This is a genomic window from Micromonospora sp. NPDC023966, assembly GCF_040639095.1.
In the GTDB taxonomy this organism is placed as follows: Bacteria; Actinomycetota; Actinomycetes; order Mycobacteriales; family Micromonosporaceae; genus Micromonospora.
In genome coordinates this window covers 123250-149358 of sequence record NZ_JBEZZJ010000006.1, presented here as the reverse complement: position 1 = coordinate 149358, position 26109 = coordinate 123250, and the positions used below count along the sequence as shown (strand labels likewise).

The window sequence follows — 26109 nt, the reverse complement described above, 5'->3', positions numbered from 1 at the left end:
GACTGGGCGGTCAGGCCGGGCCGGCCCGACCGGTGCGGAGAGTACGTGTCACGAGGGGTGGAAGTGGACCGTCAGCAGGAGTTCGTCCTCCGTACGCTGGAAGAGCGGGACATCCGGTTCGTCCGGCTGTGGTTCACCGACGTGCTCGGCACGCTCAAGAGCGTGTCGGTCGCTCCCGCAGAGCTGGAGGCGGCCTTCGAGGAGGGCATCGGCTTCGACGGCTCCGCCATCGAGGGCTTCGCCCGCGTCTTCGAGTCGGACATGGTGGCCATGCCCGATCCGACCACCTTCCAGGTCTTCCCCTTCGAGGGCGGGGTCAGCGGCGAGAGCGCCCGGATGTTCTGCGACATCCTGCTTCCCGACGGCAGCCCGTCCTGGGCCGACCCGCGGCACGTGCTGCGCCGGGCGCTCTCCCGGGCGGCCGAGAAGGGCTTCACCTTCTACACCCACCCGGAGATCGAGTTCTTCCTGCTGGAGAATGGCCCGCAGGACGGCTCGCTGCCCACCCCGGTGGACACCGGCGGCTACTTCGAGCACACCACCCACGCGGTGGCCCGCGACTTCCGCCGGCAGGCGGTGCTGGCGCTGGAGCGGATCGGCATCTCGGTGGAGTTCAGCCACCACGAGGTGGCCCCCGGCCAGCAGGAGATCGACCTGCGCTACGCCGACGCGCTGACCACCGCCGACAACATCATGACCTTCCGGCACGTGGTGAAGGAGGTCGCCCTCTCCACCGGGGTGCAGGCCAGCTTCATGCCGAAGCCCTTCACCGACCAGCCGGGCAGCGGCATGCACACCCACCTGTCCCTGTTCGAGGGGGAGCGCAACGCGTTCCACGACGCCGGCGACCCGATGAAGCTCTCCAAGGTGGCCAAGTCGTTCATCGCCGGGCTGCTCACCCACGCCCGCGAGTACACGGCCGTCACCAACCAGTGGGTCAACTCCTACAAGCGGCTCTTCCCGCTGGCGCTGCCGGACCGGATCACCGAGAGCCCGGCGTACGTCTGCTGGGGTCACCTGAACCGGTCGGCGCTGGTCCGGGTGCCCGCCTACGGCAAGCCCAACTCGGCCCGGGTCGAGGTGCGCTCGCTGGACTCGGCGACCAACCCCTACCTGGCCTTCGCGGTCATGCTCGGCGCCGGCCTCAAGGGCATCGAGGAGGGCTACGAGCTGCCGCCGGGCGCCGAGGACGACGTGTGGTCGCTGAGCAGCGCCGAGCGCCGCGCCATGGGCTACGAGGCGCTCCCGGAGAACCTGGCCGAGGCGATCGACGTGATGGCCGGCTCCGAGCTGGTCGCCGAGGTGCTCGGCGAGCACGTCTTCGACTTCTTCCTGCGCAACAAGCGGGCCGAGTGGGAGCAGTACCGCCGCGAGGTCACCCCCTACGAGCGGCAGCGTTACCTGTCGCTCTAGATCACGGTGGTGCGGTGCCGCTATCGTCTGCGGCACCGCCCCGGCATCGCGTCGGGCGGCGCGGAGCCCGGGGAGGCGTTCGGTGCTGGAGGAGCTGCTCAGCGGGGCCTGGCAGAGCATCGTGTTCGGGGTCGTCGGGGTGGCGCTGATGGCCGCCGGCTTCCTGCTGGTCGACCTGCTCACCCCGGGCCGGCTGCGGGAGCTGATCTGGGTGCGCCGCAACGGCAACGCCGCGCTGCTGCTCGCCGCCAACCAGCTCGGCATCGCCGGCATCGTCTTCACCGCGATCCTCACCAGCTACAGCTCCTTCGGCAAGGGGCTGGCCTCGACGGTGGTCTTCGGTCTGGTCGGCCTGCTCGTGATGGCGCTGGCCTTCCTCGTGCTGGACCTGCTCACCCCGGGCAGACTCGGCGAGATCATCTGCTCCGACGAGCCGCACCCGGCGGCCCGGGTCAGCGCCGCCACTCACTTCGGCGCCGCGCTGATCGTCTGCGCCTGCATCGCCTGAGCCTGTCGTACCCGGGGCATAGCCTCCGGGCGTGAACCGCACCGACCGTCTCTACGCGCTGGTGGAGGAGCTGCGGGCGGTGTCGCCGCGGCCGCGCAGCGCCCGCTGGCTGGCCGGGCGCTTCGAGGTCAGCACCCGCACCATCGAGCGGGACATCACCGCGTTGCAGGACGCCGGGGTGCCGATCTGGGCCGAGCCGGGCCGCACCGGTGGCTACGTGGTCGACCGGGCGCGCACCCTGCCCCCGGTCAACCTGACCCCGGGCGAGGCGGTGGCGATGGCCGTCGCGCTGCACCGGCTGGGCGGCACGCCGTTCGCCCCGGCCGCCGGCGCGGCGCTGCGCAAGCTGGTCGCGGTGATGCCGCCCGCCGACGCCGCCGAGGCGCACCGGCTGGCCGGCCGGGTGCACCTGATCGGCGGCGGGCCGGACACCCCCGTCCCGGCCGCCGTCGCCGACGCGGTGGCCGCCCGCCGGGTGCTCCGCCTGCGCTACGCGGACCGGGGCGGCGCCGCCTCGGCCCGGGATGTGGAGCCGCTGGCCTACCTGGGCAACGCGACGCACTGGTACCTGGTCGCCTGGTGCCGGCTGCGCGACGGGCTCCGCTGCTTTCGCACCGACCGGATCGTCGCGGTGTGTCCGCTGGCCGAGCCGGTGACCCGGGAGCTGCGCCCCGAGGACCTGGACATTCCGGCCGGGCGGGTCCGTCCACTGAGTCTGGTCTGATACCCGACAGCGTTCACCGGGCGGATGCGGGATGCTGACGGGTCCGGCCGTGCCTGGGGGAGGAGCGCGGGTGTCCGACACGCTCAGCTACGCCGACGCGGTCCGCCTGCTCGGCGGGGAGAAGAGCCGGTTCGTCGACTGGTTCGACAAGCTCACCGGGGGCGTGCTGCTGGCCGCCTCCGTGCCGGTGCCGGCGCTGCTGAGCATCTTCGACGCGCGGGCGGAGTTCGTCCGGCTCGGCCACGATCTGGTGCGCGGCCTGTCGGAGAAGCACTCCGGGCTGTCGCGCTACGGGCGTACGCAGCGGCTGGAGGCGGCGCACGGGGTCCTCGCGGTGACCGCCTTCTTCGAGGCGCTGGGCGAGCTGGAGCTGCCGTTCGCCGTCGGCGATCTGCGCATCGGCCGGTCCGACCAGCTGGGCCTGGCCGGCGCCCGGCACGCCGCCGACGACCTGACCGCCGCCCTGTTCGCCACGGCGGCGCCGGTGCCCGGTCCGCACCTGCCCTATCCCGCGCTGCGGTCGGCTCTCGTCGCCTGGTACGCGGGGCTGGTCACCGCCTTCCTCACCTTCGTCCGTGGGCTGGCGGTCGGCGACACGCTCTTCGACGCGCGGTGGCGGGCGACCGAGCGGGCACTGGCCGACCTCCCGGCCGCCGCCGCCGACCGGCACCGGGACCTGCTGGGCCGGCTCGCCGTGGACTTCCCCGAGGTGTCCTTCTGGGCCGGCCTGCACGAGCACGAGGCCACCCGGGCGGAGGTCCGCCGGCTGTCGCTGGGCCTGGCCGACCTGCACCGGGCCCTGGCCGACCTCTCCACCGGGCGCGCGCCCGACCGGCGGCGGGCCGGTCTCGCCGCCGCGTACGCCGCCGAGCTGCGCCGGCCGATCATCACCTCCGGCGACGTGCCGGCCGGGCTGACCGTCCCGACGCTCGGCGAGGCGTACGTGCCGCCGCTCTGCCGGATCGCCGAGCTGGACCGGGACGCCCGGCCGGCCGACGAGAGCTGGTGGGACGACCAGCCGGTCCGGGACGACCTCTGGCAGTCCCTCGTCGTGCACCTCACCACGCCCGGCGCGACCCGCGCGCCGCTGCTGGTGCTGGGGCAGCCGGGCTCCGGCAAGTCGGTGTTGACCCGGATCGTCGCCGCCCGGCTGCCGGCGGCCGACTTCCTGGTGGTCCGAGTGGTGCTGCGCGACGTGTACGCGGCCGGTGACCTCCAGGACCAGATCGAGCAGGCGGTCCGCAACGACACGGGCGAGCGCGTCGAATGGCCGGCGCTGGCCCGATCGGCCGGCGACGCCTTGCCGGTGGTGCTGCTGGACGGCTTCGACGAGCTGCTCCAGGCGAGCGGGGTCAGCCAGACCGACTACCTGCGCCGGGTGGCCGGCTTCCAGCGCCGCGAGGCCGACCAGGGCCGGCCGGTGGCCGTGGTGGTGACCAGCCGGACCAGCGTGGCCGACCGGGCGCAGCCGCCGCCCGGCACGGTGGCCGTGCGGCTGGAACCGTTCGACGAGGCGCGGGTCGATGCCTGGGTGCGGACGTGGAACCGGGTCAACGCGTCCGCCTTCCGGGCGCCGGGCGCCCGGCCGCTCGACCCGGCCACCGTGCTGTCCCATCGGGAGCTGGCGGAGCAGCCGCTGCTGCTGTTGATGCTGGCCCTCTACGACGCCGAGGGGCACGACCTGCGCCAGGCCGGGGAGCTGCGCCGCGGCGAGCTGTACGAGCGGCTGCTGCGCCGCTTCGCGTGGCGGGAGGTGGTCAAGCAGGGCGCCGGCCTGCCCGAGCCGGAGCTGGACCGGGCGGTCCAGGATGAGCTGCGCCGGCTCGCCGTGGTGGCGTTCGCGATGTTCAACCGGGGCACCCAGTGGGTCAGCGCCTCCGAGCTGGACGCCGACCTGGCCGCGCTGCCCCTCGGCGGATCGGCGACGCGTCAGCGGGACGGGCTGCGCGCCCCGCTGGCGGCGGCCGAGGTGGTGCTAGGCCGGTTCTTCTTCATCCACCGCTCCCGCGCCGCCGACGAGGAGCGGCGTCGCGAGACGTACGAGTTCCTGCACGCCACCTTCGGCGAGTACCTGGTCGCGCGGCTCACCGCCGAGGTGGTGGACGATCTGGTGGCCCGGGACTCCGCGGCCAGCCTGTCCTGGGGTGGCGAGCCGGTCGACGACGACCTGCTGCACGCCCTGCTGTCGTACACCGTGCTCAGCACCCGGACCACCGTGCTGGCCTTCCTCGACGAGCGCCTGGCCGGCCGGGCCCATGCCTACCGGAGCGGCTGGGCGCGGCTGCTGCTGCGGCTGTTCCGGGCCGCTCCGTACGCCACCGCTGCCCGCCGGTTCGGCGGCTACGCGCCCCGACGCCTCCGGGTTCCCGCCCGCTACGCCGTCTACAGCGCCAACCTGCTGCTGCTCAACCTGGTGGCCGGCGGTCCGTTGACCGGGCGGATGCTCTTTCCGGAGGCGACCGATGTGGTCGACGAATGGCGGGCGCAGGTCGGGCTCTGGCGTGCCCAGTTGGACCCCGAGGAATGGCAGGGCCTGACCGACCTGCTGGCGCTCGAGCGCATCGGGGAGGGCGCGGGACGGGACGTCCGGATCTGGACGGACGACCAGTTCGCCGCGCCACCTGACCTGGACGTGCTCTGGTCCATGGGGCTGTCGTCGCTGCGGGGGACACCCTACGGCCTGCCCCGGGAGATGCTCGCCAGACTGCGGCGCAACGCCCACCTGACCTGCGACGCCGACGCAGCCGTGGTCGTGCATGCCCTGGAGCCGATGTTCGACCGGCTTCCGACCGCGCTGGCCGCGTTCCACGACGTCGGAAACGCCGTCCTTCCCTCCGCGGCCCATGCGCTCGTCGAGGCCTGGCTCCTGCCGTTGCGCCCGGCGACGCAGCAGGAGCGGATGGCCGTGTACCTGCGCTGCGTGCACCTGCTGAACGACCTGGCGGGACCGATACCGGACTGGGATCGGGCCGCGTACCTGCGGCTCCTGCTCGACCGGATCGCAGGGGACCGCGAGGTGTCCGCCGACGTGGTCACCGAGGTGATGTCGGCGGCCGACACCGACCTGCTGGAGGACCGTGAGGTGTCCGCCGCCCTGTTCCGGTGCGTGCGAGCGGTGCTGGGCGCGGGGGACGCGGCCGACCTGCGCCTGGCCGAGGTGCTCGATTACCTCCACGACGCACAGATGCTGGCCCCGGACTGGTTGGACGACGCCTCCGCGGAGGTGCTGCTGCGCCTGCGCGAGCAGCGGATGTTGGCGCCACAGGTCTGGGCCTCCGCGTTCGCCGGGTTCGACGAGCGCTACGGCGACCGGCGTCCGGACCTCGCCCGGCGGCTGCGCCCGCTGGTGAGGAATCCAGCCGACCTGCCCGAGAAACTCCGACAGGACGGTGTCGCGGAGGGCGTCGAGGCTGACTCCTGACGACGCCGGCCGACCGGCCGGCGCGAGCCACAGGAGGAAGCATGTCCAGCACGCCCGTCACCTGGTTCGAGATCGGCTCCGACCGCCCCGAGGAGGTCGAGCGCTTCTACGCCGACCTGTTCGGCTGGACCTTCGAGGAGCAGGGCGGCCCGGGGGCGTCGTACCGGCAGACGGCGGCCGGCGGGGAGCGGGGGATCGGCGGCGCGATCCGCGCCACCAACGGCGACTCCCCGAACTACGCGATCTTCTACGCCGAGGTCGCCGACGTGGCGGAGACCTGCCGGCGGGCCGAGGCGGCCGGGGGCAAGGTGCTGGTCCCGCCCCGCAGCGCGCCGAGCGGGCTGACCTTCGCCCGCCTGCTCGACCCGTCGGGCAATCACCTCGGCGTCTTCACCCCACCGGCCGCCGGATGAGCGTTCGGGTGCGTTTGTTGTCGCCCGGACGACAACAAACGCACCCGAACGCGCGTCAGTGGGTGGCCCCGCCGGGGAGCGGATCGCGGCCGGGAGGGAGGTGCGGCCGGTGAGGAGTCGGCGGGGCCACCCGGGTCAGTTGCCGGGCCGGTCGCCGCCGCCGCGGTGGCCGTGACCGCCCGGGCCCGGGAAGACACCGGCCTCGGCGGCCTTCAGCACCGCGTCGGCCTGCTCCTGGGTGAGCTTGCCGTCCTTGACGGCCTGGTCCAGCCGCTCCTTCAGCGCGGCCTGCCGGTCCTCGGTCGACGGCCGCTCGGGCCGGTCGGGCCGGTCGGCCTGGCGCTGCTCGCGCAGCTTCTCCAGCGCCGCGGTGACCTTGTCGGTCGGGACGCCCAGTTCCTTGGCGAGCGCCTCGGCGAACTCGGCCTGCCGGTCGGCCCGCTGCTGCTGCCGGTCGGTGCCCTGGTCTGTGCTCGTGCTGGCGCTCGGGGCCGGGCTCGGGCTCTTGTCGTCGGCGAGCGCCACCGTCGGGGCGGCGATCCCGACGCCGAGCACTCCGGCGGCGGCCAGGCCGGCCAGCAGGTGCTTCCTCGACATCCTGCGGATCATGCTGTTCTCCTGTTCGGTGGTGGTGCGTTGACGTCACCGACAGTGACCGGCAAAGCTGGGTGCAACCCGTGGCGAACCTGTCAGCGCGCTGGCAATCGCATCCATGAACCGGGACAAACCAGTTGCGAAGGGCTCGCGGTGGCCGGGAGGGTGGGACGGTCACCCGACGGAAGGCGAAGCCGCATGACGAACCCCTCCATTCGCGAGATCGAGCTGCCGGAACCACGCTCGGGGCCGTACGGCATCACCGCCGGCCCGGACGGCGCGCTCTGGCTGACGCTGGCCGGGACGGGTGGCGTCGCCCGGGTCGGGCCGGACGGCGAGGTGCGCACCTTTCTCGCGGATCCGGCGGAGAGCCGGCCGCTGATCATCACCGCCGGCCCGGACGGCGCGCTCTGGTACACCCGCTCCGGCGACCACCGGCTGGGCCGGATCACCGTGGACGGGCAGACCGGTTCCGTCGCGCTCCCGCCGGGGACCGGGCCGTGCGGGCTCGCCGTCGGCCCGGACGGCGCCCTCTGGTACGCCGGCATGGGCGACGACACGGTCGGCCGGGTCACCGTCGACGGGGCGGTCACCACCTTCCCGCTGCCGGTCGACAAGGGCTTCCCGTCGATGCTGGCCGCCGGGCCGGACGGCGCGCTCTGGCTCACCCTCAACCAGGCGAACGCGATCGCCCGGGTCGCCCTGGACGGCCGGGTGACCCTGCACGCCCTGCCGACCGAGGAGGCCGGACCGGTGGGCATCACCCTGGGCGGCGACGGGGCGCTCTGGTTCGTCGAGATCGCCGCCGGTCAGCTCGGCCGGATCACCCCGGACGGCCGGATCGACGAGTTCCCGCTGCCGGACCGGGCGGCCCGCCCGCACGCGATCGTCGCCGATCCGGCGGGCGGCTGCTGGTTCACCGAATGGGGCGCCAACCGGATCGGCCACATCGACAAGGCGGGCCGCATCACGGGACACGACCTGCCCACCCCCGGCTCCGAACCCCACGGCCTCACGGTGACCCCCGACGGCACCGTCTGGATCGCGCTGGAGACCGGCGCCGTAGCCCACCTCACCCCATAGCCCTCGGTGATCATGAGGTTGGCGGCAGTGGTGGATCTTCAAACTGCCGCCAACCTCATGATCGACGGGGGTCCGGCAGGGGTCAGCGGACGGCGGGGGAGACCGTGAGGGTGCCGGTGGTGGCGTCGAGGACGGCGGGGGTACCGACCGGGATGGTCAGTTGGTCCGGGCCGTGGCCGATGGGGAGGCCGCCCAGGACGGGGACGCCCAGGTCGCCGAGGCGCTCGGTGAGCACGTCGGTGACGGTGGTGTCCCAGCCGTCGGCGCACTCCGTGAACTGGCCCACCGCCACCCCGGCGATCCCGTCCAGAGCGCCGCAGCGGCGCAGGTGGGTGAGCATCCGGTCGATCTTGTACGGCGGTTCCTGTACCTCCTCGACCAGCAGCACCGCCCCGGTCAGGTCGGGCATGTCCGGGGTGCCGATCGACGCGGTGATCAGGCACAGGTTGCCGCCGAGCAGCCGCCCCTCCGCCCGCCCGGGCACCCGGACCGGGTACGTCTCCTCCTCCTTCACCGCCTCGACGGTCACCGGCTCGGTGGTCATCAGCGCGGCGTGCAGCGACTCCGCGGAGCGGAGCGGGGTGCGCTCGTCCCGCCATGCCGCGCCGGGGCCGTGCACGCCGGCCAGCCGGGCGCCCCGCCAGAGCGCGAACTGCAACGCGGTGATGTCGGAGAAGCCGGCCACCACCTTCGGGTCGCGGCGGACCGCCGCCATGTCGATCAGGTCCACCACCCGCTGCGCGCCGTAGCCGCCCCGGGTGCAGATCACCCCGCGGATCTCCGGGTCGGCGAACGCGGCGTTCAGGTCGGCGGCCCGCAGCTCGTCGGCGCCGGCCAGGTAGCCCTGGCGGGCGTACGCGTTGGGCGCGGGCACCGGGCGCAGCCCCCAGCCGGTGAGCAGTTCGATGCCGCGGGCCACCCGCTCCGGGCGGGTCGGGCCGGAGGGGGAGACCAGCATCACCTGGTCGCCGGGGCGCAGGACCGGCGGGCGCAGGCAGTCGTCGGTGAGCACGACGGGAGCCTAGTGCGGCCGAGCCGGACCGGGTGCCGCCGGGCGTACCGGATAGCCTCGACGTCGTGGCGACCGCGCTGGTGATCGAGAACGACCCGACCGACGACCTCCGCCGCCTGGGTGAGTGGCTCACCGAGGGCGGCCTGGACCTGTGGGTCCTGCGCCCGCACGCCGGGGACGAGCTTCCCGCCGACCTCGACGGGTACGTCGCCCTGGTGGTGCTCGGCGGCGAGCAGCAGGCCTACCCGCTGGCCGACGGGAGCCCCGGCGCGCCCTGGTTCCCGGCGCTGGAGGGGCTGCTGCGCAAGGCGGTCCGGCAGCGGATCCCCACCCTCGGGGTGTGCCTCGGCGGGCAGCTGCTGGCCTCGGCCCACGCCGGGCAGGTCGAGCGCAGCCCGTCCGGGCCGGAGGTCGGGCCGGCCGTGGTGGGCAAGCGGGACGCCGCCGACACCGACCCGCTCTTCCGCTACGTGCCGCTGATGCCGGACGTGCTCCAGTGGCACTCCGACGAGATCACCGAGCTGCCGCACGGCGCCACCCTGCTGGCCGCCTCGACCCGCTACCCGAACCAGGCGTTCCGCCTCGGCGACCGGGCCTGGGGGCTGCAGTTCCACATCGAGTGCGACACCGCGATGATCGCCGACTGGGCCCGCGACTCCGAGCTGCTGGCCGAGCTGGGCTACGACCCGGAGCTGGTGGTGGCGGCCTGCGACCGGGTGATGGCGGACGTGGAGGAGGTCTGGCAGCCGTTCGCCATCCGGTTCGCCGCCCTCGCCCTCGGCGAGCTGGACGACGCCACCGTCCGCCCCAGCCTGCCGCTGCTCGGGCACTGAGATGACCCGACCGACCCGGGGGCGCCTGGCCCGCTACGGCTTCGCCGAGGCCGACGGCGGGGCGCGCGCCGCCGACCTGCTCGGTCCGGACGGGCTCGGGTTGTGGCGTCTCGACGAGCAGGAGCCCACAGACGAGGCGGCCGGCGAGCTGCTCGCCGCGCTGTCCCGGGCCGCCAACCCGGACCTGGCGCTGCGCCAGCTGCACCGCCTCGTCGAGGCGGAACGGCGGACCGCGGAGAAGCCGGTGGTGCTGGACGCGCTCGCCGCCGACCCGGGGCTGCTCCGCCGCCTGGTCGCCGTCCTCGGCGCCTCCTCGGCGCTCGGCGACCACCTGGTGGCCAACCCCCACCAGTGGGCCGTGCTGGCCACCGAGGCGGACGGGCTGGCGCCCCGCGCCGACGGCCGGCTCGACCTGGCCGCCGCCGCCCGGCTGACCGCCGCCACCGGCCCGGTCCCGGTGCTGCGGCAGGCGTACCGGTTGGCGCTGCTGCGGATCGCGGCGGCCGACCTGACCGGCGGGCGCGGCCTGGAGCAGACCATGGCGGCGCTCTCCGGGCTAGCCGACGCCACCCTGGCCGCCGCCTACGACATCGCTGTCGAGGAGCTGCCGGAGGGCACGCCCCGGCCGCGCCTGGCCGTGGTGGCGATGGGCAAGTGCGGTGGCGACGAGCTCAACTACGTCTCCGACGTGGACGTCATCTTCGTCGCCGCCGGCGACGAGGACCTGGGCGCCGCCACGCTGGTCGCCACCCGGCTGATCCACGTCTGCGGGCTGGTCGCCTGGCCGGTCGACGCCGCGCTGCGTCCGGAGGGCAACCGGGGGCCGCTGGTCCGCACCCTCGCCAGCCACCTGGCCTACTACCGCCGCTGGGCCCGCACCTGGGAGTTCCAGGCGCTGCTCAAGGCCCGGCCGGCGGCCGGCGACCTGGCGCTCGCCGGGGAGTGGATCGACGAGCTGGCTCCGCTGGTCTGGACCGCCGCGGAGCGGCCGGAGGCGGTCGAGGACGTCCGGGCGATGCGCCGGAAGATCATCGACAACATCCCGCCGAAGGAGCTGGAACGCGAGATCAAGCGCGGCCCGGGCGGGCTGCGCGACATCGAGTTCGCCGTCCAGCTGCTCCAGCTCGTGCACGGCCGGGGCGACGAGTCGTTGCGGGCGCCGGGCACCATCCCGGCGCTGCGCGCCCTGGTCACCGGCGGCTACGTCGGCCGTGCCGACGGGGAGGCGCTGCTGCGCGGCTACCGCTTCCTGCGCGGCGTCGAGCACCGGCTCCAGCTCCAGGGCCTGCGCCGCACCCACACCGTGCCGACCGAGCCGGCCGCGCTGCGCTGGCTGGCCGCCGCGCTCGGCTACGCGGCCACCCCGGGCCGCAGCGCCGTCGAGGAGTTCCGCGCCGAGTGGGTCACCCACGCCACCGAGGTACGCCGGCTGCACGCCAAGCTGCTCTACCGGCCGCTGCTGGAGTCGGTGGCCCGGGTGCCGGCCGAGGGGCTGCGGCTGACCCCGGAGGCGGCCCGCCACCGGCTGGAGATTCTCGGCTTCGCCGACCCGGCCGGGGCGCTGCGTCACCTCCAGGCGCTCACCGGCGGGGTGAGCCGCACCGCCGCCATCCAGCGCACCCTGCTGCCGGTGCTGCTCAGCGAGTTCGCCGACGCGCCCGAGCCGGACCGGGGGCTGCTCAACTATCGGCAGGTCTCCGAGAAGCTCGGCAGCACGCCCTGGTACCTGCGGCTGCTGCGCGACTCCGGCCCGGTGGCCCGCCGGCTGGCCCGGGTGCTCTCCTCCTCCCGGTACGCCGCCGACCTGCTGGCCCGCGAGCCGGAGGCGCTGCGGCTGCTGGCCGAGGACACTGAGCTGACCCCGCGCCCGCGCGAGGTGCTCGGCGAGGGCTTCACCGCCGCCGCGGCCCGGCACGACGACCCGGTCGAGGCCACCCGCGCGGTCCGCGCGCTGCGCCGCCGCGAGCTGGTCCGGCTCGCCTGCGCCGACGTGCTCAGCCGGGCCGGGGCGCTCGCCCCGCTCACTCCGCGGACGGCGGACGGCGGTGGGCGGGTGCCCACCCTGGCGGACGTGGGCGCGGTCGGCCGCGCCCTCTCCGACGTCGCCGACGCCACCCTGGCCGCCGCGTTGCGTACCGCCCGGGCCGCCCAGCCCGGCCCGCCTGGCCTGCGCTTCGCCGTGATCGGCATGGGCCGGCTGGGCGGGTGCGAGTCCAACTACCTCTCCGACGCCGACGTGCTCTTCGTCTACGACCCGCCGTCCGGCGCGGACGAGGGGGCCACCGCTGCCGCCGCGCACGCCATCGCCGAGGAGCTGCGCCGGCTGCTCTCCGCGCCGGCCCCCGACCCGCCGCTCGGGGTCGACGCCGACCTGCGCCCCGAGGGCCGGCAGGGCCCCCTGGTGCGCAGCCTCGCCGCGTACGCCCAGTACTACGCCCGCTGGTCGAAGGTGTGGGAGGCGCAGGCGCTGCTGCGGGCCCGGTTCGTCTGCGGCGACGCCGATCTGGGCGCCGAGTTCGAGGCGATGGTCGACCCGGTGCGGTACCCGGCCGACGGGCTGACCCGCGAGCAGGTGGTGGAGATCCGCCGGATCAAGGCCCGGGTGGAGACCGAGCGGCTGCCCCGGGGCGCCGACCCGGCCACCCACACCAAGCTGGGGCGCGGCGGGCTCGCCGACGTGGAGTGGGCGGTGCAGCTGCTCCAGCTCCGGCACGCCGGCCGGCTGGCCGCGCTGCGCGGCACGGGCACCCTCGCCGCCCTGGCGGCGGCCCGGGACGCCGGGCTGGTGGATCCCGACGACGCGGCCGAGATGGCGGCCGGTTGGACGCTCGCCGCGCAGGTACGCAACGCGCTGATGCTGGTCCGCGGCCGGGCCGGCGACCAGCTGCCACGACACGGGGTGGAGCTGGCCGGCGTGGTGCGGCTGCTCGGCGGGGACGATCCGGGCGAGTTCCTCGACGAGTACCTGCGCGCCGGCCGCCGCTCCCGGGCCGCCATGGAGCGAGTCCTCGACGCCCCGGCCTAGTGCGGAAGGCATTTTCCGGTGCCGGCCGGGTCGCCCGCCTCCTCGTCGACGGCTAGGAACTTGATGACGCAGGTGATTCATCCACGACCCTTGGGCCGCGGATCGGATGAGTCGTCCACACCATCAAGGTCGGACGAGTCGTCCACGTCATCAAGTTCGTAGCGGCTCACGGGGGGCAGCCCGGGTCAGCCGCCGAGGGTGTAGGTGCCGGCGCGCGGGACGGTCACCGTCGTCCAGTCGCCGGCCGGGGCGAGGGTGGCGCCGCCGGTGACGGTCAGCCAGCGGTCGTGGCGGACCCGCAGCGGCACCGGGCCGGGGCCGGGGGCCCGGAAGGTCACCGTGGCGGCGTCCTGGCGGACCAGCTCCCCGGGGGAGCCGACCAGCGGGGTCGGGTCGGCGACCGCGTAGAGCCGCCAGTGCCGGTCCGACCAGACCTCGGTGAGGTACGGCAGGCCGGCCCGGACCAGGTCGCCCTCCGGCCGTCCCACCCAGGACAGCTCGACGTCGGGCACGGCGACGTACTGCACCGCGTTCTCGGTCAGCCAGGTGCGGTAGCTGTCCGCGGTCAGTGGGACGCGGGTGCCGGACGCGCCCGGGACGGTGGCGAAGAAGAGCGGATTGCGGGCGATGTCGGCCTGGCGCAGCCAGCCCCGGGCCAGCGGCACCTCGCCGAGGTGGGCGGCCTCCCAGTAGTTGCGGGTCGGCGGCACCTCCACCCGTCCGGTGAGCCCGCGCCGGTCCAGTTCGGCGCCCAGCGGCGCGAAGTACGCCGCCTCGGCCGTCGGATCGTCCGCGCTGGCCAGGTCGGCGACGACCACCGGCGGCTGCCACCAGCAGACCGCCGCCAGGGCCACCGCCCCGGCCACCCGCCGCCGCACCGCCCTCGGCCGAGCCGGCTTCCCCGCCGACGGCGGCTCCGGGCCGGTCAGGGACGGCGGAGCGGGCTCGCCCGCGGGGGGTCGGGCGGGCGTGCGGTTCGGCAGGCGGTCGGTCAGCCGGCGGGGGAGCGTCGCGGCGGCGGCCAGCACGGGCAGCGCGAACATCACCACCAGTCGGGTGGCGTTCAGGCCGACCGGGGTGTGCAGCAGCGCCGCAGCGAGCACCCCGGCCGCCGACAGCAGCGCCCCGGCCCGCACCGGCCGGTAGGCGACCAGCGCGGCCACCAGCAGGCTGGTCACCACCGCGTGCAGGGCGTCGGCGTGGCTGATGTTCATCCAGCCGCCCTCGCCGAAGAGCAACCCGGTCACCGCGAGGGGCGCGGCGGCGGGCACGGCGAGCAGCAGGCCGTCGGCGTACCGGCGGGTGAGCAGCAGGGCGACGCCGGCCAGGCCGACGAAGAGCCCGGCCACCGGGCTGGCCGCCGAGGCGAGCAGGGCCGCCAGGCCGGCGAGCACGGCGCGCGACCACCGGGCGCGGCCGGCCGCCCCCGGCCAGGCCAGGGCGAGCAGCGCGGCCAGGCCGAAGGCGACCCCGAGGGCGTATGTCACCCGGCCGGAGACCAGGTTGCCGGCGATCGTCAGCACCCCGACCAGGCTGCCCAGCAGGGGCCGGGGCATCCGGGTCCGGACCAGCAGGGCGGCGAACGCGGTGGCCGAGGCGAGCAGCGTGAGCGCGCCGGTGGGACGGACCCCGAGCAGCGCCATCAGCGGCGGCGACACCAGGCTGTAGCCCCACGGGTGGACACCGCCGTACCAGCGCAGGTCGACCAGGGCGGGCCCGTGTTCGGCGAAGAAGCCGGCCCGGGCCACCTGGGCGGACAGGTCCGAGCCGGTGGCCGGCAGGGTGAGATACAGCACGGCGAGGACCAGCGCGGACGCGGCGGACACCGCCACCACCCGACCGCCCCGCATGCCCACCTCCTGATCGCGACCCACCGTACTGGCAGCATGTCCGGCGTGCCTCACCACCTCTCGCGCTGGATCGGCCTGGCGGGCTCGGTGCTGCTCGCCGTGGCCGCCTATGTCGGCGGCGCGCTGCCGCACGCAGACCTGCGCCCCACCCCGGTCAGCATCTGGCAGGGCCCGAACGGGCCCCTGACCATCGGTCTCTGGCTGGTCGGCACCGCCCTGCTGGCCGGGGCCTGGTGGTCGCTGCGCGACCGGGCGCCGTCGACCCGCTGGGTGCTCGTCACGGTCGCGCTCTGGCTGCTGCCGATGCTGTTCACCCCGCCGCTGGGCAGCCGGGACGCCTACGCCTACGCCTGCCAGGGTGCCAGCTGGTCGGCCGGGATCAACCCCTACGAGCAGGGCGTGTCCGCGCTGCCCTGCCCCTGGCTGGACACCATCTCCTACATCTGGCGGGACACCCCGGCCCCGTACGGGCCGCTCTTCGTGGTGCTCTCCGGGGCGATCGTCTCGGTCGCCGGGTCGCTGGCCGGCAGCGTGGCGCTGTTCCGGCTGCTCGCGGTGGCCGGTCTGGCGCTGACCGCCTGGGCCCTGCCGGTGCTGGCCCGCCGCTGCGGGGTGCCGCCGCAGCGGGCGCTCTGGCTGGCGCTGGCCTGCCCGCTGGTGCCCGTGCACCTGGTCTCCGGGGCGCACAACGACGCGCTCATGGTGGGCCTGCTCGTCGCCGGGCTGGCCGTGGTGGCGGCCCGGCCGGGCCGGCCGCTGCCGCTGCTCGCCGGTGGGCTGCTGCTCGGCCTGGCCGCCGCCGTCAAGGTCACCGCGCTGGTCGTGGTGCCGTTCGCCGCGCTGGCCGCGATCGTCGGGCCGTACCGGATCCGGTCGCTGGTCCGCGACGGCGCGTGGGTGGTCGGCGCGGCGGTGGCCACCGTGGTCGCCGTGACCCTCGCCGCGGGCCTCAACTTCGGCTTCATCAGCGGCCTCGAACAGGGCGGACTGGTCGTGGCCTGGACCTCACCGCCCACCGCGGTCGGGCAGACCGCCGGGTACGTCGCGGCGATCTTCGGGGCGCATGTCGACGCGCTGCCGGTCACCCGGGGGATCGCCGTGCTGGTGCTGGTGGCGCTGCTGGTCTGGCTCTGGTTCCGGGCGCTGCGCCGCGGGGAGCCCTTCTGGCATGCCGGCCTGGCGCTGACCGCGACGGTCGCGCTCTCGCCGCTGTTCCACCCCTGGTACTGGATGTGGCCCCTCACCGTGCTCGCCGCCACCGCCCGCCGGACCGGGTGGTTCGCGCTGGTGGCGCTGGTGTCGGCGTTCCTGGTCCTGGCCGACGGCACCGGCCTGCCCCGGTGGAGCAAGATGCCGGGCGCGCCGCTCATGACGCTGTTGGTGATCGTGGTGGTGGTCCGGTTGGTACGTTCGGCTCGGGCGGCCCGCCGGCCGGTCCCCGCCGAGCGAGGAGCCGACTGAGGAGAGGTGCCGGTGAGCGAGCCCGGCGCGGTGCCCGACGGACCGGTCCGCCCGGTGGCCCCCGCGCTCGCCCGGTACGCCGGACTCGCCGGCGCGGTGCTGCTGACCGTCGCCGGCTGGCTCGGTGGCGCGCTGCCCGACACCCCCGCCGTGACCAGCCTCGCCGACGCCTGGCGGGCCCCGCACGGGCCGGTGGTGCTCGGCTGCTGGCTGGTCGGCACGGTGCTGCTGGTCGGGGCCTGGTGGTCGCTGCGCTGGGGCGCCCCGTCGGGTCGGTGGGCGTACCTGACCGCCGGGCTCTGGCTGCTGCCGCTGCTGGCCGCGCCGCCGCTGGGTAGCCGGGACGTCTACTCGTACGCCTGCCAGGGCTGGTCCTGGTCGCACGGGGTCGATCCGTACCGGGTCGGGGTGGTGGCGGCCGGCTGCCCGTGGGCGGAGAGCGTGCCGCCGATCTGGCGGGACACCCCGGCGCCGTACGGGCCGTTCTTCGTGCTGCTGGCCGGCCTGGCCGTGCTGCTCGGCGGCGGCCTGGCCGGCGTGATCGCGCTGCTGCGGGTGGTGGCCGTGGCCGGGGTGCTGCTGGCCGCGGTCTGCCTGCCCGGGCTGGCCCGGGCCGTCGGGGTGCCGACCCGGCGGGCGGCCTGGCTGGCGCTGGCCTGCCCGCTGGTCGGGGTGCACCTGGTGGCCGGCGCGCACAACGACGCGGTCGGCCTCGGGCTGCTGCTGTCCGGCCTGCTGGTGCTGGTCCGCCGGCCCGGCCGGCCGCGGGCGCTGGTCCTCGCCGGGGTGCTGCTCGGGCTGGCGGTGGCGGTGAAGGCGGTCGCCGTGGTGGTGCTCCCGTTCGCGGCCCTGGTCGCGGTGCCGGGCCGCCACACCTGGCGTGCGCTGCTGCGCGACGGCGGTTGGCTGGCCGGGGGAGTGCTGGCCACGCTGGTGGTCGCCAGCCTGGCCACCGGGCTGGGCCCGGGCTGGGTGCGTGGCCTGGCCCACAGCGGCGACTCGGAGCAGTGGACGTCGCCGCCGACCGCGGTGGGTCTGGTGGTCGACTACGCGGGCGCCCTGGCCGGCCGGGAGCCGGATGCCGTGCCGGTGGTCCGGGCGGTCGCGCTGGCCGTGCTCGCGGTGCTGCTGGTGGTGCTCTGGTGGCGGGCCTGGGCGGCGCTGCGCCGGCTGGGCGACGTCCGGCAGCGCGCGGCCGGGCCGGCCGCCGCCGGGCCCCGGGTGGCCCTGGCCGGGGCGGGTCTGGCGCTGGCCGCCACCGTGCTGCTCGCCCCGGTCTTCCACTCCTGGTACGCGACCTGGCCGCTGGCCCTGCTCGCGGTGGCGTCCGTCGCGGTGGCGCGGACGGTGTGGTTCGTGGCGCCCTGCGCGGTGGCCGCGGTGCTCACCCTGCCGGACGGCAGCAACCTGGCCCGCTTCACCAAGGCGCCGGGGGCGATCCTGATGACCGCGCTGGTGGTGGCGGTCGGGGTGGCCGCGATCCGGGCCCGCCGCGCCCGCTGACGGCGTGCGCGCGAAACCGGCCGGGCCGGCCCCGCTGTCGCAGAGCCGGCCCGGCCGGTGCTGTGGAGTGTGTCGCGCCGAGGCGCTCAGCAGTCGAAGTACATGGCGAACTCGTGCGGGGTCGGGCGCAGGCGCACCGGGTCGACCTCGTTGGCCCGCTTCCACGACACCCAGGTGGAGATCAGGTCCGGCGTGAAGACGCCGCCGTCGAGCAGGTAGTCGTGGTCGGCCTCGAGGGCGTCGAGCACGGCGGGCAGGGAGCCCGGGACCTGCTTGACGTCGCCCCACTCCTCCGGGGGCAGGTCGTACAGGTCCTTGTCGATCGGCGCCGGCGGCTCGATCTTGTTCTTGATGCCGTCCAGGCCGGCCATCATCATGGCGGAGAAGGCCAGGTACGGGTTGCTGGACGGGTCCGGCACCCGGAACTCGACGCGCTTGGCCTTCGGGTTGCTGCCGGTGACCGGGATCCGGGTGCAGGCGGAGCGGTTGCGCTGCGAGTAGACCAGGTTGACCGGCGCCTCGAAGCCCGGCACCAGCCGGCGGTAGGAGTTGATCGTCGGGTTGGTGAAGGCCAGCAGCGACGGCGCGTGGTGCAGCAGGCCGCCGATGTACCAGCGGGCGGTGTCGGAGAGGCCGGCGTAGCCGGTCTCGTCGTAGAACAGCGGCTCGCCGTTCAGCCAGAGGCTCTGGTGGGTGTGCATGCCGGAGCCGTTGTCGCCGAAGAGCGGTTTCGGCATGAAGGTGGCGGTCTTGCCGGCGGCCCAGGCCTCGTTCTTGATCAGGTACTTGAAGAGCTGGAGCTGGTCGGCGGACTGCAGCAGGGTGGAGAACCTGTAGTTGATCTCCGACTGCCCGGCGGTGCCGACCTCGTGGTGCGAGCGCTCGACCGTGAAGCCGGCGTCGATCAGGCGGCGGACCATGCTGTCGCGCAGGTCGGCGTAGTGGTCCACCGGCGGCACCGGGAAGTAGCCGCCCTTGTAGGCGGTCTTGTAGCCGCGGTTGCCGCCCTCCTCCTCACGGCCGGAGTTCCAGGCGCCCTCGATCGAGTCGATGTAGTAGTACGACTGGTGGGCGGAGGTCTCGTGGCGGATCGAGTCGAAGATGTAGAACTCCGCCTCGGCGCCGAAGTACGCGGTGTCGGCGATGCCGCTCGCGGCCAGGAACGCCTCGGCCTTCTTCGCCACGTTCCGCGGGTCACGCGAGTAGGCCTCGCGGGTGAACGGGTCGTGGATGAAGAAGTTCAGCGCCAGGGTCTTCTGCGTGCGGAACGGGTCGATGAAGGCGGTCGCGACGTCCGGGAGCAGGAGCATGTCCGACTCGTGGATCGCCTGGAAGCCACGGATCGACGAACCGTCGAACGCGAGGCCGTCGGTGAAGACGCTGTCGTCGAAGGACTCGACCGGCAGGTTGAAGTGCTGCATCACGCCGGGCAGGTCACAGAAACGTACGTCGACGAACTTCACGTCCTCGTTCTTGAGGTATCGCAGGAGTTCCTCGGGATTGGCGAACACACGTCCTCCTGGCAGGTCCACTCCGGGGCTGGCTACCTGGCGACGCTATGGCCGTGGGGTTGCCCGGCCGTGTCTCCTCTGTTTCCGCCGTGTTACGTCCCTCGCGGAGCGTCATCCCGGCCGCTCAGCCGCCTCCGGCTCTCCAGTGGGACGATACCCGTTGCGCCGGTCTGGCGCTGATTGATGGCTTTGGTCCTGTTCCCCGCCTGGCGCTCAACCGGCGTACCCGGGCAGTGACCGGCGCCCCTGCCCGCCGCGGCGCCGCCGGCCCCGGACCGGTCGCTGGCTACCCTGACCGCTGTGACCGATACCGCCGCCGTGCCGGTGCCGCCCGCCGCGGACCCGGCCTTCACGCCCCCGAGCCTCGGCCGCCGCTTCGGCGCCCTGCTCATCGACTGGGTGCTCTGCCTGCTGATCGCGAACATCTTCGCCGACCCGGTCCGCGACGGCTGGGCCCCGGTCCTGGTGCTGATCCTGGAGTACGGCTTCTTCCTGGGCCTCTTCGCCCAGACCCCCGGCATGTACGTCACCCGGATCCGCTGCCTGTCGTGGGCCGACGGCGGGCGGATCGGGCTGGTCCGGGCGCTGCTGCGCGGCGTGCTGCTGGCCCTCGTGGTGCCCGCCCTGATCATGGACGGGCACCGGCGCGGCCTGCACGACCGGCTCACCGGGTCGGTGGTCGCCGACGCTCCCCGCCCCGCCCGCCGCTGACCTCCCCACGACGAAGGAGCCGGCCCCGCGCGGGTCCGGCTCCTTCTCGCGTACGACGGGGGTCAGCGACCCCGGGTCTGGCGGAACGCGCCCCGCGGCGGCCGCATGTTCTTCGGGATCGCGCCCTTGGGCATCTGCGGGCGGGCGGTGAGCGCCTTGAGCCGCTTGTCGAGGGCGTTGACGTCCTTGGGGGCGAGGCTGCGGGGCAGCCGCATCAGCGTCACCCGCAGCTTGCGGATCGGCAGCTCACCCTCGCCCTGACCGATCACGTAGTCGTGCAGCGGGGCGGAGCCGATCACCTTGGCCAGCCGGCGCTTCTCCTGGCCGAGCAGGCCGCGTACCCGCTGCGGGTTGCCCTCGGCCAGCAGGATCACGCCCGGCCGGCCGATCACCAGGTGCACCATGTCCATCTGGGTGGTGGAGCTGACCGCCGGGGTGACCCGCCAGTCGCCGCGCATGCTCTCCATGATCTGGGCCGCCGCGCCGGGTTGCCCCTCGGCGGCGTTCATCATCGCCTTGTTGGACCGCAGGTTGAGCACGACCAGGACGGCGAGCAGGGCGAGCAGGATGCCGATCGGCAGCCAGATCCAGCCCCAGAGGAGCACCGCGACCACGGTGAGCGCGAGCGGGATCAGCACCGCCGCCGCGGTCAGCGGCGCGAACCACCGGTCCTGCTTGGCGGTGAACTGGAACACCATCCCGATCTGCTTCAGCCGCTGGCCGAACGAGACCTTCTCCTGGGGCTTTGCCATGCCGCAGAGTCTAGTGGTCGCCGCGCGGCCCGTTGATCCGTGGCCGCCCCTCCGCCGCCGGGCTGAGTACCTTACGTCGCCGTCGGGCCGCTGAGGCCCCCGGGTAAGGAGGGGGAGCGGTCGAAGATCAGGCGGCGCACCCATGCCCGGGGGGCACCTTCGCGCGGAAAGTCGGTGTCGACAGCGAAACACCCCACGACGGGAGAACCGAGATGTTCGGCAACGACGCAGACCTGCTCCTCAGCATCCACCGCAGCCACGCCTCCGAGCTTCAGGCCGACGCGGCCCGCGACCGGCTCGCCCGGTCCCTGCCCCGCCGCCACCCGCGGAGCTGGCTGGGCCGCCGGCAGCACACCGCCCGCGTCTCCGACGCCCGCCGGTGACCGCCCCGGCGCTGCCGGCGCACCCGAGCGCCGTGGCGCCCGCCCCGGACCGGACCGGTCCGTCCGGGGCGGGCAGCGCGGACGCCGGCCCGGCCGTCACGGCCGCCGGTCCCGCCGTCCTCGCCGGTCCGGCCGTCACGGGGGCGGCCGGACCGGCGGGGAACCGGCCGGTCGGCCGGGACGGCGCGGGCGTACGCCGTGGCATGCTCGACGGCGTGACCGCACGCGCCGCCAGCACCGTCCTCGTCGGCCGCCAGCGCGAGCTGGTGGGACTGCGCGAGGCGCTGGCCCGGGCCCGGGCCGGGAACCCGGCCACCGTCCTGGTGGGCGGCGAGGCCGGGGTCGGCAAGACCCGGCTGCTGGAGGAGTTCGGCGCGCACGCCACCGCGACCGGCGCGCGGCTGCTGATCGGCCAGTGCCTGGAACTCGGCGAGGCCGGCCTGCCCTTCGCGCCGTTCGCCGCCGCGCTGCGCGACGTGCTGCGCCACGACGGCCCGGCCGCCTTCGCCGGCTACGAGGCGGAGTTCGCCCGGCTGCTGCCCGAGCTGGCCCGGGTGCCGGCCGGAGCCGCCGCGCCCACCGGGCTGCCCGTCTCCGACACCCCGCGCGGCTACCTGTTCGACCTGGTCGCCGACCTGTTCCGGCGGATCGCCGAGGAGCGCCCGCTGGTCCTGCTGATCGAGGACCTGCACTGGGCCGACCGGTCCACCCGCGACCTGATCGGCTTCCTGGTCCGGGCCGCCCGCGCCACCCGCCTGCTGCTGGTCTGCACCTACCGCACCGACGAGCTGCACCGCGGCCACCCGCTGCGCCCCTTCCTCGCCGAGCTGGACCGGGCCCGGGGCGTCGACCGGGTCGAGCTGGGCCGGCTGGACCGCGACGGCACCGCCGCCATCCTGGCCGACCTGCTCGGCGTCGAGCCGGCCGCCCGCGCCGTGGACGACGTGCACGGGCGCACCCAGGGCAACCCGTTCTTCATCGAGGAGCTGGCCGCGGCCGGCGACCCGGTGGGCTGCGCCGTGCTGCCGGAGACGCTGCGCGACCTGCTGCTGGCCCGGGTGGACCGGCTGCCCGAGCCGGCCCAACGGGTGCTGCGGATCGCCGCCGCCGGCGGCACCCGCTTCGCCCACCAGCTCCTCGCCGAGGTGGCCGGCCTGCCCGAGGCCGAGCTGGAGGACGCGCTGCGCGCCGCCGTGGCCGCCCAGCTCGTGGTGGCCGACCCGGACGGCGACTACGAGTTCCGGCACGCACTGGTCCGCGAGGCCGTCCACGACGACCTGCTCCCCGGCGAGCACGCCCGGCTGCACGCCCGGTACGCCGCCGCGATCGAGGCGCAGCCCTACCTGGTGGCCGCCGGTCGCGCCCCCGCCGAGATCGCCCACCACTGGTACGCGGCGCACGACCACCCGCGCGCCCTGATCGCCGCCCGGGTGGCCGCCTGCGCCGCCGCCGACCGTTACGCGTACGCCGAGCAGAGCCGGCTGCTGGAACGGGTCCTCGAACTGTGGGAGCTGGTGCCCGACGCGGCCGACCGGCTCGGCATGGACCACCTGCGGGTGCTGGAGGAGACCCTGGCCGCGGCCACCACGGCCGGCGACTACAGCCGGGCGCTCACCCTGGCCCGGGCCGGGCTGGCCGAGGTGGACACCGCCGCCGAGCCGCTGCGGGCCGGCCGCCTGCTCTACTGGCGCGGCCGGCTGCTCGCCCTGCTCGGCAAGAGCGACGGCATCCCCGAGGTACGCGAGGCGTACCGGCTGGCCGGCGGGGTGGCGGACGCGCCCGAGCGGGTGCGGCTGCTCGCCGACATCGCGGCGCACCTCGTCAAGATCGACCCCGAGCAGGCCGCCTCGGTGGCCGCCGAGGCGATGGCCGCGGCCGAGGCGACCGGCGAGGACGCCGCGCTGCTGCCCACCCGCATCGCCCTACTCTGCCGCACCGACAAGGCCCCCGACCTGGGGCTGGCCGAGCTGCGCCGGGCCGAGGCGCTGGCCCGGGCCACCGACAACGCGCCGGCGCTGGTCAGTGCCCTGGTGCACCTCTCCGACGTGCTCTACGAGCTGGGCCGCTACGCCGAGTCCGAGGAGGCCGCCGCGGCCGGGGTGAGCGAGGCGCGCCGGGTCGGGATCAGCCGCTCCACCGGCGCGTACCTGCTGTCGAACCGGGCCGAGGCGCTGATCGCGCTGGGCCGCTGGGACGAGGCCGACGCGGCCTGCGCCGAGGCGGCCCGGATCGACCCGCCGGGCGTCTCCGGGCTGCACTGGCTCCAGCTCCGGGCCGGGCTGCGGCTGGCCCGGGCGCACCCCGCCGCCGACGAGCTGGTCGGCCGGGCGCTGGCCTTCCTGGCCCGGCCCTACCTCTGGCCGAACCACCGGCTGCCGCTGCGCGAGCTGGCCATCGAGGCCGCTCTGGCGGCGGACGACAAGGTGGCCGCGCTCGCGGCGAGCCGGGCCGCCCTCGCCGACGAGCGCCTGGTCGGCCTGCCCCGGGAGGCCTGGCCGGTGCTCAGCGCGGTGGCCCGCGCCGCCGCGCTGGTCGGCGACGCCGAGCTGGCCGCCGAGGCGTCCGCCGTGGCCGCCGCGCTGCCCGCCCGCTATCCGGCGGAACAGGCACACGCCGCCCAGGTCACCGCGGTCCTCACCGGCGTCGCCCCCGCCGCCGACGGTGCCGACGCGCCCCTCGCTTCGGCCGAGCGGTCGGGTGAGGCGCTGCCCGCCTGGCGGTTGGCGGTGGCGCGGTGGCGGACGGTCGGGCAGCCGTACCCGCTGGGTCGGGCGCTGCTCGCCCTGGCCGAGGCCGCCGCGGCGGCCGGCGCACGGGACGAGGTCGCCGCCGCCGTCCGCGAGGCCGCTGACATCGCCACCCGACTCGGCGCCGCCCCGCTGGGCGAGCAGGCCGCCACCCTGGCCCGCCGGGTCGGGCTGCGCGGCACCGGCCGGCCCGGCCCGGACCTGCTCACCAGCCGGGAGCAGGAGGTGCTCCGGCTGGTCGCCGAGGGGCACAGCAACAGCCGGATCGCCGAGCAGCTCTTCATCTCGCCGAAGACGGCGAGCGTGCACGTGTCCCGGATCATCGCCAAGCTGGACGTGACCAACCGGGTGGAGGCCGCCGCGCTGGCCCACCGCCTCGGCCTGCTCGACCCGACACCGCCCGCTCAGCGCCAGGGCAGATAGCCGGGGTCGCTCGCCCGTCCGGCTCTGTTCACGGCGACGCCGGTGTGGCCGCGGTCAGCGGCGGGGCAGGTAGATCCGCCAGCCGGCGACGGTGACCAGGTCGAGCGCGCCCGGGCCGGGCTCGAGCCGCCCGTCCAGGCGGGCGGCCAGCGGCGACCCGGCCGGCGCCACCCAGGCCGCGCCCGGGTCCGCGTCCACCGCCCGCCGGTACGCCGGCAGCCGGTCGAACCCGGGGCGCAGGTCGTCGTCGACCACCGCGCAGCGCACGTCCTCGCCGGTGGCGAACGCGAGCCGGTTGCAGGTCCAGTAGCCGGCGCGCACGTGCCGCACGCCCAGCGCGCCGAGCGTGTCGACGAGCGCCCGGTGCCGGTCGGCCTCGGCGTGGGCGGCCGGCACGGCGCCGACCGCGCCGGCGGTCGCGACGGCCCCCGTGCCGAGGATCCCCGCCAGCACGGCGACCGTCGCCACCCCGGTCATCCGGCCGCGGCGGGCGGCGCCTCCGAGGACGGCCCGCCGGGCGGCGGCCCAGAGGGGCCAGAGCAGCGCCGGGGTGGCGACGGCGACGCAGGACAGGTAGCGGGCGCTCTCGATCGGGGTCCGCCCGGCCGCGCTGCTCGCCGTGTACGCCGCCAGCACCACCGCCGCCCCGGCCAGCAGCGCCAGCCGCACCGATGCGGACACCCGCCGTCGCTCCGCGCCGCCGGGATCGTCGCCGGATCTTGGACAGTCGCCGTTCACAGCGAACGACAACTGTCCAAGATCCGCAGACGACAGTGGGTGGCGGAGGGTGCGCCAGGCGGTGGCGGCGGCGAGGGCGAGCAGGAGGAGGAAGACCGGGGCCCACCAGAGTTGCCACCAGGCGCAGTGGCCGGGGGAGCAGAAGCCCATGGCCAGGGGCGGGCCGAGCACCAGGCCACCGTGCAGCCGCTCGCCCCAGCTCGCCGCCGCCTCCCCGCCGCTGGCGGCCAGCACGGCGGCGAGCGGGTTGCGGCCGTGCCGGAGGCTGTCCAGCAGCATCGGCGCGGCGCCCAGCAGCAGCGTGGCCGCCACGACCAGCCCGGCCCGCCCGGCCAGCTCCCGGCGTCGCCGGGCCAGCAGGACCGCGCCGGTCCCGAGGACGTACGGCAGCACCAGCGGGTCCACCCAGAGCAGCAACCCGGAGACGAGTCCCCAGCCCGCCCAGCGGGGCAACCGCGCGCCCGACGTGCCGGCGCACAGCCCCACCGTGAGCAGGGCGAGGCCGACCCCGGCCGGGTTCAGCTCGGGGTAGCCGCCCCCGGCGATGAGCTGGTTCTTCACCACCCGGTCGGAGCCGAGCGCGAGGAAGCCGACCACGAGCAGGGCGAACCAGGCGTCGCCGCCGAGCCTGCGGGTGAGCCGCCAGGACAGGGCGAGGAAGAGCGCGTACAGGGCCAGGGTGGGCAGCCGCAGGGCGAGCACCGACGGCCCGGCCAGGGCGATCAGGGGCGCGGCCAGGTACGCCTCCAGCGTGCCCATGTACGCCTGCCCGTAGAACCAGACCGGGAAGCCCTCCCCGTGGGCGATGTGCAGGGCGGCCAGCCCCATGGTCGCCTCGTCGCTGTTGGCGGGCGGCGCGTCGGAGAGCAGCAGCACCAGCCGGTAGCCGACCCCGGCCAGCCCGACCAGCAGGGCGAGCAGTGCCGGCAGCCGGGTACGCCGGGGCGTACGCGGGTGCGTGGCCCCGCGTGGCTCCTGGCGTACCCGGGCTGTCATCCCTGGGA

At 75.5% G+C, this 26109-nt stretch carries 19 protein-coding genes; 13 read left to right on the top strand and 6 right to left on the bottom strand.

Going from position 1 to position 26109, the window contains the following annotated elements:
- Positions 1 to 63: 63 nt before the first annotated feature.
- The 5 genes from glnA (AB0F68_RS12205) (at position 64) to AB0F68_RS12185 (ending at position 6479) form a co-directional block, all read left to right on the top strand.
- Positions 64 to 1413 (top strand): type I glutamate--ammonia ligase, encoded by a 1350-nt coding sequence (gene glnA, locus AB0F68_RS12205; RefSeq protein WP_357335703.1) that lies wholly within the window; start codon positions 64 to 66, stop codon positions 1411 to 1413.
- An 82-nt stretch (positions 1414 to 1495) separates the two neighbouring features.
- A complete protein-coding gene (locus AB0F68_RS12200) occupies positions 1496 to 1921 on the top strand; it encodes a DUF350 domain-containing protein (RefSeq protein WP_357335701.1) in 426 nt (141 codons plus the stop codon).
- A 31-nt stretch (positions 1922 to 1952) separates the two neighbouring features.
- Complete coding sequence (locus AB0F68_RS12195; RefSeq protein ID WP_357335699.1) at positions 1953 to 2645, top strand: WYL domain-containing protein; 693 nt, start codon at positions 1953 to 1955, stop codon at positions 2643 to 2645.
- 70 nt (positions 2646 to 2715) lie between these two features.
- Positions 2716 to 6066, top strand: a complete 3351-nt coding sequence (locus AB0F68_RS12190) for a hypothetical protein (protein ID WP_357335696.1) — start codon at positions 2716 to 2718, stop codon at positions 6064 to 6066.
- A gap of 41 nt (positions 6067 to 6107) precedes the next feature.
- Entirely contained in the window at positions 6108 to 6479 is a 372-nt protein-coding gene (locus AB0F68_RS12185) for a VOC family protein (RefSeq protein WP_357335694.1), read from the top strand.
- 135 nt (positions 6480 to 6614) lie between these two features.
- On the opposite strand, the gene AB0F68_RS12180 is transcribed toward AB0F68_RS12185, so the two are convergent.
- Entirely contained in the window at positions 6615 to 7088 is a 474-nt protein-coding gene (locus AB0F68_RS12180; RefSeq protein WP_357335692.1) for a hypothetical protein, read from the bottom strand.
- A gap of 183 nt (positions 7089 to 7271) precedes the next feature.
- Between AB0F68_RS12180 and AB0F68_RS12175 the strand changes: the two genes are divergently transcribed.
- Positions 7272 to 8156, top strand: coding sequence for a virginiamycin B lyase (locus AB0F68_RS12175; protein ID WP_357335690.1), 885 nt, complete (start codon positions 7272 to 7274; stop codon positions 8154 to 8156).
- An 82-nt stretch (positions 8157 to 8238) separates the two neighbouring features.
- On the opposite strand, the gene AB0F68_RS12170 is transcribed toward AB0F68_RS12175, so the two are convergent.
- Positions 8239 to 9168 (bottom strand): LD-carboxypeptidase, encoded by a 930-nt coding sequence (locus tag AB0F68_RS12170; protein WP_357335687.1) that lies wholly within the window; start codon positions 9166 to 9168, stop codon positions 8239 to 8241.
- A gap of 65 nt (positions 9169 to 9233) precedes the next feature.
- Between AB0F68_RS12170 and AB0F68_RS12165 the strand changes: the two genes are divergently transcribed.
- Positions 9234 to 10001, top strand: coding sequence for a type 1 glutamine amidotransferase (locus AB0F68_RS12165; RefSeq protein WP_357335685.1), 768 nt, complete (start codon positions 9234 to 9236; stop codon positions 9999 to 10001).
- 1 nt (position 10002) lies between these two features.
- Positions 10003 to 13026, top strand: coding sequence for a bifunctional [glutamine synthetase] adenylyltransferase/[glutamine synthetase]-adenylyl-L-tyrosine phosphorylase (locus tag AB0F68_RS12160; RefSeq protein ID WP_357335683.1), 3024 nt, complete (start codon positions 10003 to 10005; stop codon positions 13024 to 13026).
- A 185-nt stretch (positions 13027 to 13211) separates the two neighbouring features.
- On the opposite strand, the gene AB0F68_RS12155 is transcribed toward AB0F68_RS12160, so the two are convergent.
- Complete coding sequence (locus AB0F68_RS12155) at positions 13212 to 14876, bottom strand: hypothetical protein (protein ID WP_357335680.1); 1665 nt, start codon at positions 14874 to 14876, stop codon at positions 13212 to 13214.
- 45 nt (positions 14877 to 14921) lie between these two features.
- On the opposite strand from AB0F68_RS12155, the gene mptB (AB0F68_RS12150) reads away from it, so the two are divergent.
- Together mptB (AB0F68_RS12150) and mptB (AB0F68_RS12145) are read left to right on the top strand one after the other, a co-directional pair.
- A complete protein-coding gene (gene mptB / locus AB0F68_RS12150) occupies positions 14922 to 16337 on the top strand; it encodes a polyprenol phosphomannose-dependent alpha 1,6 mannosyltransferase MptB (protein WP_357335677.1) in 1416 nt (471 codons plus the stop codon).
- A 12-nt stretch (positions 16338 to 16349) separates the two neighbouring features.
- Positions 16350 to 17840, top strand: coding sequence for a polyprenol phosphomannose-dependent alpha 1,6 mannosyltransferase MptB (mptB, locus tag AB0F68_RS12145; RefSeq protein ID WP_357335675.1), 1491 nt, complete (start codon positions 16350 to 16352; stop codon positions 17838 to 17840).
- Positions 17841 to 17926: 86 nt separating this feature from the next.
- Here mptB (AB0F68_RS12145) and glnA (AB0F68_RS12140) read toward each other — a convergent pair whose 3' ends face one another.
- Entirely contained in the window at positions 17927 to 19351 is a 1425-nt protein-coding gene (glnA, locus tag AB0F68_RS12140) for a type I glutamate--ammonia ligase (RefSeq protein ID WP_357335673.1), read from the bottom strand.
- A 318-nt stretch (positions 19352 to 19669) separates the two neighbouring features.
- On the opposite strand from glnA (AB0F68_RS12140), the gene AB0F68_RS12135 reads away from it, so the two are divergent.
- Entirely contained in the window at positions 19670 to 20062 is a 393-nt protein-coding gene (locus AB0F68_RS12135; protein WP_357335925.1) for an RDD family protein, read from the top strand.
- 62 nt (positions 20063 to 20124) lie between these two features.
- Here the strand turns inward: AB0F68_RS12135 and AB0F68_RS12130 are convergent, their stop codons facing one another.
- On the bottom strand, positions 20125 to 20814 hold the full coding sequence (locus AB0F68_RS12130) for a DUF4191 domain-containing protein (RefSeq protein WP_357335671.1): 690 nt from the start codon (positions 20812 to 20814) through the stop codon (positions 20125 to 20127).
- A 212-nt stretch (positions 20815 to 21026) separates the two neighbouring features.
- Here AB0F68_RS12130 and AB0F68_RS12125 point away from each other — a divergent pair, with 212 nt between their 5' ends.
- Positions 21027 to 21197, top strand: coding sequence for a hypothetical protein (locus tag AB0F68_RS12125; protein ID WP_357335669.1), 171 nt, complete (start codon positions 21027 to 21029; stop codon positions 21195 to 21197).
- The gene (locus tag AB0F68_RS12120; protein WP_357335667.1) at positions 21194 to 24367 is read left to right on the top strand and encodes an AAA family ATPase; all 3174 of its coding nucleotides are present in this window, start codon (positions 21194 to 21196) and stop codon (positions 24365 to 24367) included. Before AB0F68_RS12125 ends, AB0F68_RS12120 begins: the two co-directional genes overlap by 4 nt.
- Before the next feature lie 54 nt (positions 24368 to 24421).
- Here AB0F68_RS12120 and AB0F68_RS12115 read toward each other — a convergent pair whose 3' ends face one another.
- Positions 24422 to 26101 (bottom strand): DUF423 domain-containing protein, encoded by a 1680-nt coding sequence (locus tag AB0F68_RS12115; protein WP_357335664.1) that lies wholly within the window; start codon positions 26099 to 26101, stop codon positions 24422 to 24424.
- Positions 26102 to 26109: the final 8 nt, after the last annotated feature.

Bases quoted from the DNA above. Each gene is read 5' to 3' on its own strand.
- AB0F68_RS12185 (WP_357335694.1), top strand. From the start codon at position 6,108: ATGTCCAGCACGCCCGTCACCTGGTTCGAGATCGGCTCCGACCGCCCC.
- AB0F68_RS12180 (WP_357335692.1), bottom strand. From the start codon at position 7,088: ATGATCCGCAGGATGTCGAGGAAGCACCTGCTGGCCGGCCTGGCCGCC.
- AB0F68_RS12175 (WP_357335690.1), top strand. From the start codon at position 7,272: ATGACGAACCCCTCCATTCGCGAGATCGAGCTGCCGGAACCACGCTCG.
- AB0F68_RS12160 (WP_357335683.1), top strand. From the start codon at position 10,003: ATGACCCGACCGACCCGGGGGCGCCTGGCCCGCTACGGCTTCGCCGAG.
- AB0F68_RS12155 (WP_357335680.1), bottom strand. From the start codon at position 14,876: ATGCGGGGCGGTCGGGTGGTGGCGGTGTCCGCCGCGTCCGCGCTGGTC.
- AB0F68_RS12130 (WP_357335671.1), bottom strand. From the start codon at position 20,814: ATGGCAAAGCCCCAGGAGAAGGTCTCGTTCGGCCAGCGGCTGAAGCAG.
- AB0F68_RS12125 (WP_357335669.1), top strand. From the start codon at position 21,027: ATGTTCGGCAACGACGCAGACCTGCTCCTCAGCATCCACCGCAGCCAC.
- AB0F68_RS12115 (WP_357335664.1), bottom strand. From the start codon at position 26,101: ATGACAGCCCGGGTACGCCAGGAGCCACGCGGGGCCACGCACCCGCGT.